Origin of the sequence: Algibacter sp. Ld11 (genome assembly GCF_045066735.1) — a bacterium.
Classification (GTDB): Bacteria; Bacteroidota; Bacteroidia; order Flavobacteriales; family Flavobacteriaceae; genus Algibacter.
In genome coordinates this window covers 40869-56046 of the sequence record NZ_JBISHH010000006.1, presented here as the reverse complement: position 1 = coordinate 56046, position 15178 = coordinate 40869, and the positions used below count along the sequence as shown (strand labels likewise).

Annotated in this window: 16 protein-coding genes and 1 tRNA gene; 9 read left to right on the top strand and 8 right to left on the bottom strand. The window is 32.4% G+C overall.

The genetic code is table 11. From position 1 onward, the window contains the following. Window positions 1-249: 249 nt before the first annotated feature. The 3 genes from ACJJV4_RS03010 to ACJJV4_RS03000 form a co-directional block, all read right to left on the bottom strand. Window positions 250-1005, bottom strand: a complete 756-nt coding sequence (locus tag ACJJV4_RS03010) for a hypothetical protein (protein ID WP_405291986.1) — start codon at window positions 1003-1005, stop codon at window positions 250-252. 160 nt (window positions 1006-1165) lie between these two features. Further along, window positions 1166-1870 carry a hypothetical protein gene (locus tag ACJJV4_RS03005; RefSeq protein WP_405291984.1) on the bottom strand — a complete coding sequence of 235 codons (705 nt, stop codon included), beginning with the start codon at window positions 1868-1870 and terminating at the stop codon, window positions 1166-1168. Window positions 1871-2123: 253 nt separating this feature from the next. Beyond that, window positions 2124-2197, bottom strand: a tRNA-Met gene (locus ACJJV4_RS03000). Between the two features lie 135 nt (window positions 2198-2332). Here ACJJV4_RS03000 and ACJJV4_RS02995 point away from each other — a divergent pair. Both ACJJV4_RS02995 and ACJJV4_RS02990 read left to right on the top strand, forming a co-directional pair. Then, the gene (locus tag ACJJV4_RS02995; protein WP_042498517.1) at window positions 2333-2725 is read left to right on the top strand and encodes an START-like domain-containing protein; all 393 of its coding nucleotides are present in this window, start codon (window positions 2333-2335) and stop codon (window positions 2723-2725) included. Between the two features lie 67 nt (window positions 2726-2792). Then, window positions 2793-3635 (top strand): aminotransferase class IV, encoded by an 843-nt coding sequence (locus ACJJV4_RS02990; RefSeq protein WP_405291982.1) that lies wholly within the window; start codon window positions 2793-2795, stop codon window positions 3633-3635. Between the two features lies 1 nt (window position 3636). On the opposite strand, the gene ACJJV4_RS02985 is transcribed toward ACJJV4_RS02990, so the two are convergent. The 5 genes from ACJJV4_RS02985 to ACJJV4_RS02965 all read right to left on the bottom strand — a co-directional run bounded on the left by ACJJV4_RS02985 (window position 3637) and on the right by ACJJV4_RS02965 (window position 8318). Beyond that, entirely contained in the window at window positions 3637-4197 is a 561-nt protein-coding gene (locus ACJJV4_RS02985; protein WP_405291980.1) for a YqgE/AlgH family protein, read from the bottom strand. Between the two features lie 122 nt (window positions 4198-4319). Beyond that, window positions 4320-4592, bottom strand: coding sequence for an HU family DNA-binding protein (locus ACJJV4_RS02980; RefSeq protein WP_042498520.1), 273 nt, complete (start codon window positions 4590-4592; stop codon window positions 4320-4322). 187 nt (window positions 4593-4779) lie between these two features. Continuing rightward, a complete protein-coding gene (fmt, locus tag ACJJV4_RS02975) occupies window positions 4780-5727 on the bottom strand; it encodes a methionyl-tRNA formyltransferase (protein WP_405291977.1) in 948 nt (315 codons plus the stop codon). A 134-nt stretch (window positions 5728-5861) separates the two neighbouring features. Continuing rightward, window positions 5862-7769: an ATP-dependent DNA helicase RecQ gene (locus tag ACJJV4_RS02970; RefSeq protein ID WP_405291975.1), complete on the bottom strand. Its 1908-nt coding sequence runs from the start codon at window positions 7767-7769 to the stop codon at window positions 5862-5864. A gap of 9 nt (window positions 7770-7778) precedes the next feature. Then, on the bottom strand, window positions 7779-8318 hold the full coding sequence (locus ACJJV4_RS02965) for an AAA family ATPase (protein ID WP_405291973.1): 540 nt from the start codon (window positions 8316-8318) through the stop codon (window positions 7779-7781). A 90-nt stretch (window positions 8319-8408) separates the two neighbouring features. Here ACJJV4_RS02965 and ACJJV4_RS02960 point away from each other — a divergent pair, with 90 nt between their 5' ends. The 7 genes from ACJJV4_RS02960 (at window position 8409) to pxpA (ending at window position 15178) form a co-directional block, all read left to right on the top strand. Then, window positions 8409-8702, top strand: a complete 294-nt coding sequence (locus tag ACJJV4_RS02960; protein ID WP_405291971.1) for a DUF493 family protein — start codon at window positions 8409-8411, stop codon at window positions 8700-8702. Window positions 8703-8865: 163 nt separating this feature from the next. After that, window positions 8866-10056, top strand: a complete 1191-nt coding sequence (locus tag ACJJV4_RS02955; protein ID WP_405291969.1) for a vWA domain-containing protein — start codon at window positions 8866-8868, stop codon at window positions 10054-10056. A gap of 94 nt (window positions 10057-10150) precedes the next feature. Further along, a complete protein-coding gene (locus tag ACJJV4_RS02950) occupies window positions 10151-10804 on the top strand; it encodes a DUF4290 domain-containing protein (RefSeq protein WP_405291967.1) in 654 nt (217 codons plus the stop codon). 9 nt (window positions 10805-10813) lie between these two features. After that, window positions 10814-12124, top strand: coding sequence for a UDP-N-acetylglucosamine 1-carboxyvinyltransferase (gene murA, locus ACJJV4_RS02945; protein ID WP_405291965.1), 1311 nt, complete (start codon window positions 10814-10816; stop codon window positions 12122-12124). Window positions 12125-12191: 67 nt separating this feature from the next. Beyond that, on the top strand, window positions 12192-13283 hold the full coding sequence (locus tag ACJJV4_RS02940) for a DUF695 domain-containing protein (protein WP_405291963.1): 1092 nt from the start codon (window positions 12192-12194) through the stop codon (window positions 13281-13283). Window positions 13284-13294: 11 nt separating this feature from the next. Continuing rightward, window positions 13295-14410, top strand: a complete 1116-nt coding sequence (locus ACJJV4_RS02935; RefSeq protein ID WP_405291961.1) for a DUF2891 domain-containing protein — start codon at window positions 13295-13297, stop codon at window positions 14408-14410. Between the two features lie 27 nt (window positions 14411-14437). Further along, complete coding sequence (gene pxpA / locus ACJJV4_RS02930) at window positions 14438-15178, top strand: 5-oxoprolinase subunit PxpA (protein ID WP_405291959.1); 741 nt, start codon at window positions 14438-14440, stop codon at window positions 15176-15178.

Sequence of the window (15178 nt, the reverse complement as noted above, 5' to 3'; positions counted from 1 at the left end):
TTAGTAAGGTAAACCCTAGTTATAAAATTATTTATTTCAATATGTTTTTATTCTAGGATAAAAACGTAATAGAAGAATATTGTTTAAAAATTAACTGCTTTTTTATAGGTTTTTAACACAGTTCTTGGATAGTTGCGGATTTGTGTGCGAGGATTTTCCGAAGGAAAATCAGAAGCTAGCAAACAAGCAACTAACTTTGGTTTAGCTAAAACTAGCAATTTTTTTTATACGGTGTTAGCAATAGTTATTTTATTTCATATCGCTAAATTCAGAAAACCCAATCGTATTATCTAAAATCGAAAATTGCGGATTTCCATGTTTTTTACCTATATCTATTCCACATCTTACATAATATTCTTGTCCTTTTTGAATATTTATTGAAATCTCTTTTTTAGGGTTGTCCTTAGTTTTTGCTGAAAAAATATGGTCTCTAAAATCAGATATTTTGTATGATATTTTTTGTCCGTTGGACATATTTGTAATGAGTGTTTTATCATCCATATAGATGTCGTATTTTACAACTGAGCCAACCGCAATTTTAGGTCTATAGAAATTTATTATTGCATAATCGACACTTTTGTCTAATTTGGAAATGTTTCTTGAATTATTATAACTTTGGATGCTTTCTGTTAAATTTGTATCCAAGTTTCTAAACAGTTTAGCCTTTATTTTGTAGCAATTATTAAGAGAACTTGGTTTTTTTAAATCATATATCTTTATAATATTCGCACCTATTTCTTTTGCCTTTTTTTTAAATTCACTTATTGTTTCCGAATATCCACACCCTTGCATTATTTTATTTGGAGAAGAAATTGATTTTTCAAATGGTCCTGAAATTTCGCCAATGAAAACAGCTTTGCTAAGGTCAATGTCCGACTCTTCACTTAAAACTAGAATTTCTTTATTTTCTTTTAAGGGGGTATTTTCTTTGTTTTCTAAAACTACCTTAAATCTTGGAGAACAGCTTGCTACTAATAGAAAGACTGATATCAATTTTATTCTCATTTTTGGTTTTAATTATTGCTAACGGTTTTGTGTATGGTTAGTTGCGTGTTCCAGCAACTAATTTAGTAAACAAAAACGAACGCGAGAAAATTCCGAAGGAATTTTCCAAGTAGGTAACGACCAAAGCAATTAATTATACACGATGTTGTAAGCAGTTTTTTTATCTATAATAATAGAACCAACTACTTTCATAGTTTTCGTCAAAATTCTGTTTTGAATCAATTCCAATTTTAAATTTATCTCTTTTCCAATAATTAAATTCGTCATATTCTTTTAGTAACTCGAAATATCTATTTTCAAGTTCTTTAAGAAAATCCGATTTGCCTATTTCCGACTTTTGCTCATCTTTTAAAACAAACAAAGTCGTACTTCCAAAACATCTGGATAAAGTCCAAACTTTTTTATTTTTCAGTTCAATCAATAATTCATCAAATCTTACTTTTGGAATCAAGCCATTTGCCTCTTCTTTTGCTATTGGTTCAAATGCTGAAGTTGATACAAAAATATCATTCAATTTTGGTTTCTTTTTTTTTGTTATTCCAAGTAAGCTTTTTCCATCCGAAAGTTCAAGAATTTTGCAAATATTCAGATATTTTTCCGCAATTTCATTCTGAATCTTTTCATTGTAATTTGCCCATCTTTCATCACTTTCCTTGAATTTGTTTTCGTCTGCTTTAAATTCCACCACGATTCCGATTCTAATTCGGTTGTCGTGATTCATTATCTTGTGAGTTATGTTCAAAACATTAACCTCATATTTTTTTGAAATCCATTGAGCAAGTTGAACAAAGTCCGAATCAATTTCCTTTATTCCTTGTTTAATGAGTTTGGCTAATTTGTATTCTTTGTCTGAAGATGTTACCAAATTTTCTTGTTTTCTTAAATTGCTTACAACGTTTATGTATAACTTAAGTTTGATTATTGATTAAAGATATTAAATTTAAGTATATAAACAGAAAGAACAAAAAGAGAGGATTAAGGTTATTTTGTATAGTGAGACAAGATCTCGATTTTCTTGAGAATCCCCTCTCTTTAAATGTAATGAATTCGTTTATATTAAGCATAAAAAAACGGTTTAGAGTGAACTAAACCGTTTGTTTTGAATCGATTAAATGTTGTAGCGAGAATGGGGCACGATCCCATGACCTCCGAGTTATGAATCCGACGCTCTAACCAGCTGAGCTACCTCGCCATATGCGTTTCCGCGGGTGCAAAGATAAAAACATAATTAGATTACACAAACATTAGTTGCTAAAAATATTATTAAAATTTCTGTGGTACTTCTTAATTAATGTATATATTGGTCAACATAAAGATTAAATCATATATGGACGAGAAAGTAAAATATAATATAGAGTTTCCTATACAAGCATCACCACAACTTTTATATCAGTATATATCAACACCTTCTGGGTTGTCTGAGTGGTTTTCAGACAACGTAAATTCAAGAGGAGAGTTGTTTACATTTATATGGGATGGTAGCGAAGAAAAAGCAAAACTATTAAATAAAAAAAGTGGAGAACGCGTTAAGTTTAGATGGTTGGAAGATGAAGAAGAAGGCGATTCTTATTATTTTGAAATTAGAATTCAGGTAGATGAAATAACAAAGGATGTGTCTTTAATGGTTACGGATTATGCAGAAGAAGATGAAGTAGACGAATCTAAAATGCTTTGGACCAATCAAATATCAAGTTTAAAGCAAGTATTAGGCTCAGCGTAATATAAAAAACATAATATTCAATTATATTTGTCCCGTTTTTACAATTAATGAAAACGGGACTTTTTTTATGGTAAATTTTAACGAGAATATTTTAGAAGATAATACGCTTTTATCAATTAATAATAGGGGTTTTGCATATGGTGATGCTTTATTTGAAACAATAAAAGCCTCTTATGGTAAATTATTGTTTTGGGAAGATCATTATTTTAGACTTATGGCCTCAATGCGAATTATGCGCATGGAGATTCCTATGAATTTTACCATGGAATATTTAGAAGAGCAAATACTAAAAACCTTAACGGAAAACAATTTAGCAAACGCATCTTCTAGAGTAAAATTAACTGTTTTTAGAAATGAAGGAGGCTTTTATTTACCCGAAACCAACGATATTAGTTTTCTAATTGCTGTAAAACCTATTGATACCGATTTTTATATTGTGAAAGACACCCTCTACGAGGTCGATTTATTTAAAGATTACTATGTATCACCAAGTTTGTTATCGAGCTTAAAAACAAACAATAAGGCTTTAAATATAGTTGGTAGCATTTATGCCAAAGAGAACAAGTTAGATAACTGTTTAATATTAAATACAGAAAAGCAAGTTATTGAAGCTTTAAACGGTAATGTGTTTGTTGTAAAAGGAAATACAATAAAAACACCACCAATAGAAAACGGGTGTTTAAAAGGTGTTATGCGAAAGCAAATGATAGAAATTATAAAAAGCTTACCAGAATATGAATTGGTAGAAGAAGCAATTTCACCATTTGAACTTCAGAAAGCAGACGAAATTTTTATTACCAATGTTATTGTTGGTATTCAGGCGGTAAGTAAATACAGGAAAAAGACTTTTAAGTCAGAAGTATCACAACATTTAATTCAAAAATTAAATATAAAAATAAGGGTGAGTTAATTTAGTTATAACTCGGATTTTCCGGAGCGTTAGACCAAATACTATATTCTCCACCAAATTCTAACATTTTTTCTTTCCAGAAAGATTTATAACTTTTTTCTATAACATCTTTTTTATAGATATTTTCGGTAACAACCCAAGAATTAGCTTTGAGTTCATTGGATAATTGGTTAGTATCCCATCCAGAATAGCCTAAAAAGAACTTTATGTCGTTTTCGTTAATGGTTTTATTAGCGATAAGTTCTGCTACTTCATTAAAATCTCCACCCCAATAAATACCTAAAGATATTTCAATACTATTTGGTATAAGTTCTGGTATTTTATGAATAAAATAAAGATTGTCTTGCTCAACAGGACCACCATTATAAACTTTAAACGAAGCATCAAGCTCTGGTATTAAGTCGTTTATAGTGTATTCCAAAGGTTTGTTTAAAATAAAACCAATAGAACCTTCAACAGTATGATCGGCTAATAAAACAATAGAGCGATTAAATGAAACGTCTCCAATAATAGCTGGTTCTGCTATTAATAAATCACCTTTTTTTGGTTGTGTAGTCACCATATTATCAGGAATTAGTAATTAAATCTAATATTAATTTATTAAAAAAGCAAGTCTTTAATACATATATACAAAAAAAGCCTTCAAATTTTGAAGGCTTTTCTGAATATTTATGAAGCAAATAATTAGTTTACTGCATTTGATAAATCTGCACCAGCTTTAAACTTAACAACGTTTTTTGCTTTAATTTGGATAGTATCACCTGTTTGAGGGTTTCTTCCTTCTCTTGCAGCTCTTTTAGAAACTGACCAAGAACCAAAACCTACTAAAGAAACTCTGTTACCTTTTTGTAAAGCACCTTCGATTTCAATAATTGCACATTCTAAAGCTTTTTTAGCAGCAGCCTTAGTAATTCCTGCGTGTTCTGCCATAGCATCGATTAAATCTGTCTTGTTCATAATATAAAATTTAATTATTAATAAATTGGTTAAACATTTTGTTATATCCTATACAAATTTATACGGATTACTCAATAACACAAGTAATAGCAAGGGAAATCCGTGGTTTTGTTAATAACTTATGGCATTTGTTAATAAAGACACGTTGATTTAACATATTTTTAATAACAACAGCAGGAATAAGGCTTTACAGCATTTTGGCATCGCTTTCAAAATGGTAGCCATTTAAAAGTGATTTTACATCCATAGTTCGTTTCCCAGGGAGCTTAATATCGTCTATCAAGATGTAACCATTAGTTACTGCGACTTTTAACTCTTTTTTAGTGGAAATGATGTTTCCAATCAAATCACTATGCGTAATTATTTCTTTTTTTGCACTGTAAATTTTAATATCTAAGCTGTCGTCGCCGTTTATAAGCGTGCACCAAGCCGCTGGATACGGACTTAAGCCTCGTATTTTGTTATGTATATCATCAATTGAAGCATTCCAATCTATTTTACAATTATCTTTATTAAGCTTATACGCCGTTTTTATATCGGCTGTGTCTTGTTGTGGAACAGTTATAACCGGGCCTTCTTTAACAAGGTTTACCGTTTTTAAAACGAGATCGCTTCCTAAATGCATGAGTTTGTCGTGCAGACTTCCTACATTTTCTTCAGCGTCAATGTTTATTTCTTCCTGAAGAATCATGGCGCCAGTATCAATTTTTTCATCAATAAAGAAGGTTGAAACTCCTGTTTTTGTTTCTCCATTTATAATAGCCCAATTAATTGGGGCTGCTCCACGATAATTTGGTAATAACGAGGCATGCAAGTTAAATGTACCATATTCTGGCATTTGCCAAACTGCTTTAGGTAGCATTCTAAAGGCAACTACAATTTGAAGATTAGCATTTAAGGCTTTTAATTCTTCTAAAAACGCTTCATCTTTTAAATTGGTAGGTTGTAAAATATTTAATCCGGCCGTTTTTGCATATACTTTTACAGCGCTTTCGTTTATCTTACGGCCGCGTCCAGCAGGTTTATCTGGAGCCGTAATTACCCCAACAATATTTTTTTTGTTTTCTACAAGTGTTTTTAAAATGGTAACGGCAAAATCTGGCGTTCCCATAAATACTATTCTTAAATCTTTCATTTTTAATCTTATTTTTTCACCAATTTGCTTGTAATTCGTTTTAGCGTCTATGATACATCGTTTTGTATTTATATAGCATATTAATATATGCATGAAGTTGAAGCTTCAGAATTTAATGTAATAGTTGCTATTAATTATAGATGGCTTAACTTATATGTGTTCTTTGTTGTTACGGTTACTATTTGATGTTCTAAAAGTAGTTTTAAAACCTTTTTAATATTTTCTTCGGAAGTGTTTAATACTGAAGAAATTTGTCTGGAAGATTGATCTCCATTTTCTAAAAGCTCAATAACTTGCTTTTTTATTATTGTAATATCATTTGATGAAGTCTTAACTTTTTTAGTTTGAGTGCAAACCGAACAAACACCACACGGACTTATTTCTGTTTCTCCAAAGTAGGCGAGGAGTTGCATGCTTTTACAAACCGTATCATTTTCAACATAATCGAGCATGGCTTTTACTTGCCTTTGTTTTAAATTATTTTGCTGTTCTATAATTTTAGCAATTCTATTAATGGTTTTATCATCTTCTCGAGGCTGAATAAAAGTAACTTCCGCATCGGTTTTAGAGAGTTTTAAGGTTATGATGCCATCGTGTTCTAGTTGTTGTAAAGCATTTACAATTTTAGCTTCACTTATAGAAGACTTCTCCGTAATTTTAGCCAACGCAATTTTTGTAACTTGTTCAAAAACGCCACCATACATGCGTAAAATAGATTTTACAATAATACTAAATTCTGTATGCGTATCTAAATAATTAAATAATGCAGCGTTAGAAATAATGAACTGTACGGTTACCTTGTTTTTAAATTGTTTAGAAAGCGTAATAATACTATTTCTGTCTAAAATCAATAAAGCGTTGTAGCACGAGCTTGGGCTAAACTTGTACGTTTTGCAAAAGGTATTAAAATCGAACTCAAAAGTTAAATATTCACCTTCACCATAAGGCACCTGAAAATAATTACATAGTTTTCGATACACTTGCTTTACAAAATCGACACTAGCCAACGATCCTAAAAACTGTTTTTTAATACTAGCTTCGTCACTTTTGTTTTTCAAAATCACAGCAAAAGCCTTATCACCATTTCGTCCAACCCGTCCGGCTTCTTGAAAGTAACTTTCTATACTTTCTGGTAGACTAATATGTATCACGGTTTTTACATCGGGTTTATCAATCCCCATTCCAAAAGCATTTGTAGCCACCATAACCTGTTTTTGGTTATTTATCCAGGCATCCATGTTTTTATTCTTCTCGCTATTATTTAAACCACCGTGATAAAAGGTGGCAGATATGTTTTTCGATTCTAAAAAAGCACTAAGTTCAATAGTTAGTTTTCTATTTCTAACATAAATAATGGAAGACTGTTTATATTTTTTTAATATGGTCTGTATCCTGTAATACTTATCATTTTCATTGTAAACTAAATAAGCCAAATTGGATCTTAAAAAAGACTGCTTAAATATTTTAGGATTAATAAAATCGAGTTGTTTTACAATATCATCTATAACCTCTGGTTTGGCCGATGCTGTTAGTGCAATGGCATTTACGGTAGGTTGTAACTGTCTTAAAAGTGCAATATTATTATAAGCTGGTCTAAAGTCGCTGCCCCATTGAGAAATACAATGTGCCTCGTCTATGGCTATTAAATTAACATTCATTAACCTAATACGATCTTGCACCAATTCTTGTTGAAGTCGCTCTGGCGATAGGTATAAGAATTTATAATTTCCGTAAACGCAATTGTCTAAAAGCGTATCTAATTCTTTATATGAAATACCGCTTGTAAGCGCCATAGCCTTAATTCCTTTGTTGTTCAAGGATTGCACTTGGTCTTTCATTAAAGCAATAAGTGGCGAAACAACAATACATATCCCTTTCTTTACTAGTGCAGGAATTTGGAAGCATAACGATTTTCCGCCACCAGTTGGTAAAAGCGCAAAGGTGTCCTCTCCAGCCAAAACGGAGTTGATAATCGCTTCTTGGTTAGGTCGGAATTCGGTAAATTTCCAATAACGCTCCAATATATTAATAGGATGTTCCATTATGGGCGCTTACATCTTTAAATTATTTAAAATAAAATCGGTTCTATTTTCAACAGTATCAAAAGGTACATCAATTAAGTTGTAATTGTAATTCTCGTAAGTTTTTACTAAGTGATCGTGAATTTCTAAAGCTTGATCAAAGGTTTCGTAGCGCTCATTATCACTAGTGTAAATAGCTTCCCAAGGTTTTAAAATAAAAACGGTGTGGTATTTAGATTGGTTGCAAGTTTTAATAAAATCTTTTGGACATTTGTCACCAATAAAATCCATATAAGCTAAAACATCTGGCAAGCCACGGTCGAAAAACACAATATCATTTTCAAATAATTCGGCATCTACAAATTGTTTTTGTCGACCTTTTAAAAGAAGTTCGCTAAACATGAGTGGGTTGGTTAAAAAAAGCTGATCGATGCCTTCTTTTTTTGCATCTAAAATTACTTGTCGCGAAATTTCTTCTAAACAAGTATAGCCTCTTTTTATTAACTCATTAATTAAAGTTGATTTTCCAGTTCCTGGACCGCCCGTAATAACAATCTTCTTAGTGTTCAATGCTGCTTTATTTTTGTGTAAAAATCGGAATTTATAATCTATAAAAAAAATGGAAACTAAACTGTATATTTGCAGCCAAATAAATATATAATGAGTACACCTCCAAATTCAGAAGAATTTTACGACAAATTAAAAGAACAATTATACGATACAGACGTTTGGCCTGCAGAATATTTATACAAATTTATTGTGCTTACAAACAAGGAGAAAATAGATAAAATTGAAGCTATTTTTGATGGTCTAGGAGCTGTAATCAATACAAAAGAATCTAAAAACGGAAAATATACAAGTGTTTCTATTGATGTTGTTATGGACAAACCTGAGGCTGTAATAGATAAGTATAAGGAGGTTTCTTCAAAAATTGAAGGCGTAATAAGTCTTTAGGTTTTACAGTTTATATTTCCGTGAAAACGGAATTTTTATTTGTAGGTGTTTATAGTGTGCCGAGGTCGTTTATTTTACTTTGCTTCTCCGAAATTTAAAAACTTTATTTTTGTTTTGAAGCAACCTTTTACACAATTATGCATCTTGAAATAAAATATTTAAGATGAAGAAAGTTACTTTAGTTTTATGTTCTGTTTTAATGCTCTTTAGTTGCGATAGCAATATGAGTGATGGTGATGAGAGTTATGAAGTTGATGCACTTTCTTCTACGTCAAAAGATTCAGGTGGTTCTTCGGGATCGGGTAATGAGGGTAACGGTGAAAATCCAGGTCAGATTACTGCTGGCGAATGGAACGATTTGGAGCATTGGGATTTTTGGAGCGATTTACTAAATTCTCAAGATTATACTGAACATCAGGAAAACTGGAGTTTTAATACTTCAAAACGTATTGCTTTTCAAATTTTTGATCAAAACACTTCGGAACCTTTAAATAATGTCACGCTCTCTCTTTTTAAAGAAAATGTAGTTATCAGCGAGGCTAAAACTGATAATTTAGGTGAAGCCAATTTGTTTGTAAACTTGTTTAATAGTGAAAATGCAAGTTCTACTGTAAACCTTGCTGATTATGATGTTGCAATTAATGGAGAACTTATAGATGAAACAGTTATGCCGTTTAATGATGGTGTAAATGTTTTTAACATTCAAAATACAATTACTACCCAAGATAAAATTGAAGTGTCATTTATTGTGGATGCTACAGGATCGATGAGCGATGAGTTAGAATTTTTAAAAAGCGACTTAACCAATGTAATTAGTCGTGTTCAAGAAGATAATCAGAATTCTACAATTTTAACGTCAACGGTGTTTTATAGAGATGAAGGAGACGAATATGTTACCCGACGTTCAGATTTTACATCGAGTATTGCCTCTACTGTCAATTTTATAAATAAGCAGAGCGCAGGTGGAGGAGGAGACTTTCCGGAAGCTGTAGAAGCGGCCTTGGCAGAAACATTAGACGATTTGCAATGGAGCACTAATTCTAAAACCCGAATAGCCTTTTTGCTTTTAGATGCACCGCCTCATCAAACTGAAGAAGTAAACCAAAGTGTTAAGAAATCATTAATTACGGCCTCAAAAAATGGTGTAAAATTAATTCCAGTAACAGCCAGTGGTATCGATAAATCTACTGAGTTTTTAATGCGCTATTTTGCAATTGCTACCAACGGAACCTATGTTTTTATAACAAACGATAGTGGAATTGGTAACGAACATTTAGAGCCTACTGTTGGAGCGTATGATGTTGAATTTTTAAATAATCTATTAGTTAGGTTAATAAATAAGTATGCCGAATAATTGATTTGGTAATAATAATCGTGCTATTCAATTTTTTTTGTATTTTGCGCAAGCATAACAACTACATGCAACAATATAAATTCTACACATTATTTTGATAGACGATTTAGAATACAACACAGAGCGTGAGCATTTAATCATTCCGGAGTACGGAAGACATATGCAGAAAATGATTAATTACGCTAAAACAAGAGAAACAAAAGAGGAGCGCAATAAATTGGCAAACGGTATTATTGCTGTAATGGGTAATATGCAACCACATTTGCGAGATGTTCCCGATTTTAAGCATAAATTGTGGGATCAGCTTTTTATCATGTCTAATTTTGAATTAGATGCCGACTCTCCTTACGATATTCCTACTAAAGAAATTTACGAAGAGCGTCCTGAGCCTTTGAAATACCCACAAAACTTCCCAAAATATCGTTTCTACGGAAACAATATCAAAACCATGATCGATGTAGCCAATACATGGGAAGATGGTGAATTGAAAGAAGCGTTGCTTTATACCATTGCAAACCACATGAAAAAGTGTTTTTTAAATTGGAATAAAGATACCGTTGAAGATGCTATTATTTACGGTCATTTATATGAGTTGTCTGACGGTAAAATAGATCTTCGTGATTCTAAAGAGGATTTATCAGATTCTACCAGCTTAATGCGAACAAAATCTAAGTTTGCAAATAATAACAACAAAAAAGGTGGGCCGAAAAAGAATAATAATAACGGTCGACAAAGAAAACGCTACTAATTTTTACGCATGGGAACATTTAAAATTGAAGGAGGACACCAATTAAAAGGGAGTATCCAACCTCAAGGAGCAAAAAACGAAGCTTTACAAATTCTATGTGCCGTTCTACTTACTCCAGAACTGGTTACAATAAATAATATTCCAGACATTATAGATGTTAATAAGCTTATAAACTTGTTAAGAAAGCTAGGTGTTAAGGTTGAAAAAATAAATAAAGGAAGTTATACATTTCAAGCGGACGAAGTTGATTTAGATTATCTAGAATCTGACGCTTTTAAGGTAGATGGTCGAGGTTTACGAGGATCTATAATGATTGTAGGGCCTTTATTAGCTCGTTTTGGTAAGGGATATATTCCAAAACCAGGAGGAGATAAAATTGGTCGTCGTAGATTAGATACGCATTTTGAAGGCTTAATTAATTTAGGTGCTAAATTTAAATATAGTAAAGAAGATCAGTTTTACGGTGTAGAAGCCGAGTATTTAACTGGAACTTATATGTTGCTTGAAGAAGCATCGGTTACTGGAACAGCAAATATTGTAATGGCTGCTGTTTTAGCCCGAGGAACAACTACAATTTACAATGCGGCTTGCGAGCCTTATTTGCAACAGCTTTGTAAAATGCTAAACAGAATGGGCGCCAAAATTAGTGGTGTTGGTTCTAACATGCTTATTATTGAAGGTGTTGAAGCTTTAGGAGGTACGGAACACCGTATGCTTCCTGATATGATTGAAATAGGGAGTTGGGTTGGTCTTGCCGCTATGACGAAAAGTGAACTTACTATTTCTAATGTAAGCTGGAATGATCTAGGTGTAATACCTAGCGTTTTTAGAAAGTTAGGAATTACCGTTGAAAAGCAAGGGGATGATATTCATATTCCTGCACATACTAACGGTTACGAAATTCAAAGTTATATAGATGGTTCTATTTTAACTATTTCCGATGCGCCTTGGCCTGGTTTTACACCCGATTTATTAAGTATTATTCTAGTTGTGGCTACACAAGCTAGAGGAAGTGTTTTAATACATCAAAAAATGTTTGAAAGTCGTTTGTTCTTCGTGGATAAATTGATTGATATGGGTGCAAAAATTATTTTATGCGATCCGCACAGAGCCACAGTTATTGGTCATGATTTTAAATCTACTTTAAAAGCAACAACGATGACTTCGCCAGATATTCGTGCTGGTGTATCTTTGCTTATAGCAGCGCTTTCAGCTAAAGGGACATCTACTATTCAGAATATTGAACAAATAGACCGAGGTTACGAAAACATAGATGATCGTTTACGAGCTATTGGAGCCAAAATAGAACGCGTAGATTAGTAATTCTTTGTTTTTTTATAGTCAATATTATTTATTCGTCTAAAACGAAATCACCTAATGGTGCGGTATGAGTTTTTTTAATAAGTTTTTAAGGAAAGAAATGCCTATAAAATCTAATGCAGATTTTTGGAATTGGTTTGTTAAAAACGAAAAGTCGTTTTTTAAAGCTATTAGAGAGCAAGGTGATGTTAATGTTTTGTTTTTTAATGATTTATCTGAAAAATTAGAGAGATTAAAAACGGGTTATTGGTTTTTAGCTGGCATGTTTGATACTCAAACTGCAGAGCTTATTTTAACGGCCGATGGTGATTTAAGAAATATCGCTTTTGTTGAAGATTTGGTAAACGATGCTCCTAAAATTAAGGGGTGGAGAATTACAGCTTTAAAACCTGAGTCTGGCTTTGTAGATTCGAAAATTGAGATAGACCATTTTGAGTTTAGTAAAGATACGCTTCATTTTTACTCTAACGACTTGGCAGATTATCCCGATGAAATCGATATAACAATAACGCATAAAGATTTTACGGAAGAACATCGGGTAGATGTGACAAATGGCGTTTATCTTTTTCTTGATAATGCTTTAGGAGAATTGAATGCGGTCTCTATTATTGATAATTTAAATGTTATTAATACCGCTGATGCTCAAGCTGATTTGGTGCCAATAGAAAAATTAAAAGACTTTTTAATTTGGCGTGAAAAGGAATTTATTGAAAAATATGATGGATTGAGACATTCTACGGAAGACGATAGTTATGCTGCATTAGAAGCAACCATGGCTTCTGATTTGCCTCTTTTAGCAGTTGTAAATACAGATTTACTACACTGGGATAGTAAAGCGTCTCATCCATGGATTGCTGTGCTCGAAATAGGGTATAAAGGTATTGCTGAAAATGGTATGCCAGATGAAAGCACGTATGAGCTTTTAGGTAATATTGAAGATGATGTTTTACGAGAGTTGAAAGATTTTGATGGTTATCTAAATATTGGAAGGCAAACCGCAGACAGTATGCGCGAAGTGTATTTCGCTTGTACAGACTTTAGAAAGCCTTCAAAGGTTTTTTATAATATTCAAAATAAATATGCTAGCAAATTAGCCATTACTTTTGATATTTATAAGGATAAATATTGGCAATCGTTTGATAGATTTTTACCACGATAAATCACTTAAATATGATATTACGATTTTCTATACTTTTTCTTTTATTAATTATAAGTTGTAAAGAACCTAATAATAAACAAAACGTACTTTCGGTTCATGATGAAGTGCAGATTTCTAATCAGGAGCTTCCTAAACTAGATTCAGAACAGGCCAATAAATTGGCAGCTTTACCTCTTCATTGTATTAATGTCGAGTATCCAAATAAGTTATCTCAAACTTTGGGAAGTGCTGAAGATTTAAAAAATCCAGAGACATTACACCCCGCATTTTATGGTTGTTTCGATTGGCATTCAGCTGTGCATGGGCATTGGAGCTTAGTGAGTTTGTTAAAAGCAAACGCTAATATAAAAAACCACAATGATTTGTTAGATAGACTCTTAAAGAATCTATCTAAAGCTAATATTCAAGGTGAGGTTAATTACTTTTCAGGAGAACATAACAGATCGTTTGAGCGGACATATGGTTGGGCATGGTTATTAAAACTGGCAGAAGAGTTGCATACTTGGGATCATGATGTGGCGAGAGAATTAGAAGAAAATCTTCAACCATTAACTAATTTAATTATTGAAAAGTATATCGCTTATCTTCCAAAGTTAAATTATCCAACACGTGTGGGAACACATGGGAATACAGCTTTCGGAATGTCTTTTGCTTACGACTATGCTGTGGCGGTAAATAATGAGGCTTTCAAAAGAGCGATTGAAACTCGTGCAAAATATTTCTTTTTAAATGATAAAAATTGCCCGATGTCTTGGGAGCCTGGTGGTTCAGATTTTTTATCGCCTTGCCTAGAAGAAGCAGCTTTAATGAAGCGTTTGTTGCCTCTTGAGGAATATAAAACTTGGTTAGGTGTTTTTTTACCTCAATTGAAAAATAAAAATTTCAGTTTAGAAACAGGTAAGGTTTCTGATAGAAACGACGGGCATTTGGTGCATTTAGATGGTTTAAATTTCTCTCGAGCATGGAGTTTAAATAAAATTTCTGAAGGCTTACCGGAATATGTGCATTTGAAACCGGTGGCTGTGCAGCATTTAAATTATTCTTTACCTAGTATTTTTGATGATAGCTATGAAGGCGGGCATTGGTTAGGGTCTTTCGCAATTTATGCCTTAAATTCTTTTCAGTAATAAATTTAAATTCGCTAACTTGGTTTGGTGGAAATTAAAACTATAGATATTAATGTTGATGTAGGCGAGGGGATTGGTAATGAAAACTTATTGATGCCCCATATATCGTCGTGTAATATAGCTTGTGGCGGCCATGCAGGAACTCCAGAGATTATGCAAAGTGTTGTTCGCTTAGCTAAGCAGAATCGCGTTAAAATAGGTGCGCACCCATCATTTCCTGATAGAAAAAACTTTGGTAGAGCGGTTATGAGTATGTCTTGTGTCGCACTTTATACTTCCATTAATCATCAAATTAGAGATTTATTATCAGTCTTAAAACTAGAAAATGTACGTCTTCATCATGTAAAACTGCATGGAGCGCTATACAATTTAGCAGCTACCGATGCTAAAACAGCAAAGGTTATTATTGAGGTTATTAAGTCGTTAATGTTGCCCGTAAAACTTTATGTGCCGTATAAATCTGTAATTGCAAATTTGGCTATAGAGAACAATGTTGAAATAGTCTATGAGGCGTTTGCTGATCGAAATTATAATAATGATTTAAGCTTGGTTTCTAGAAAAGAAAATAACGCTTTAATTCACGAAAAAGAGAGCTTATTTAATCATGTTTTTAAAATGATTTCTGAGCAAAAAGTAAAAACGATTCAGGGTGATGAAATTGAGATTTTAGCCGATACTTTTTGTCTTCATGGTGATCAACCAAATGTGGTGGTTTTGATCGAAAATTTAAAACGTAAATTAGAGCGTCATCATATTAAAATTATTTAA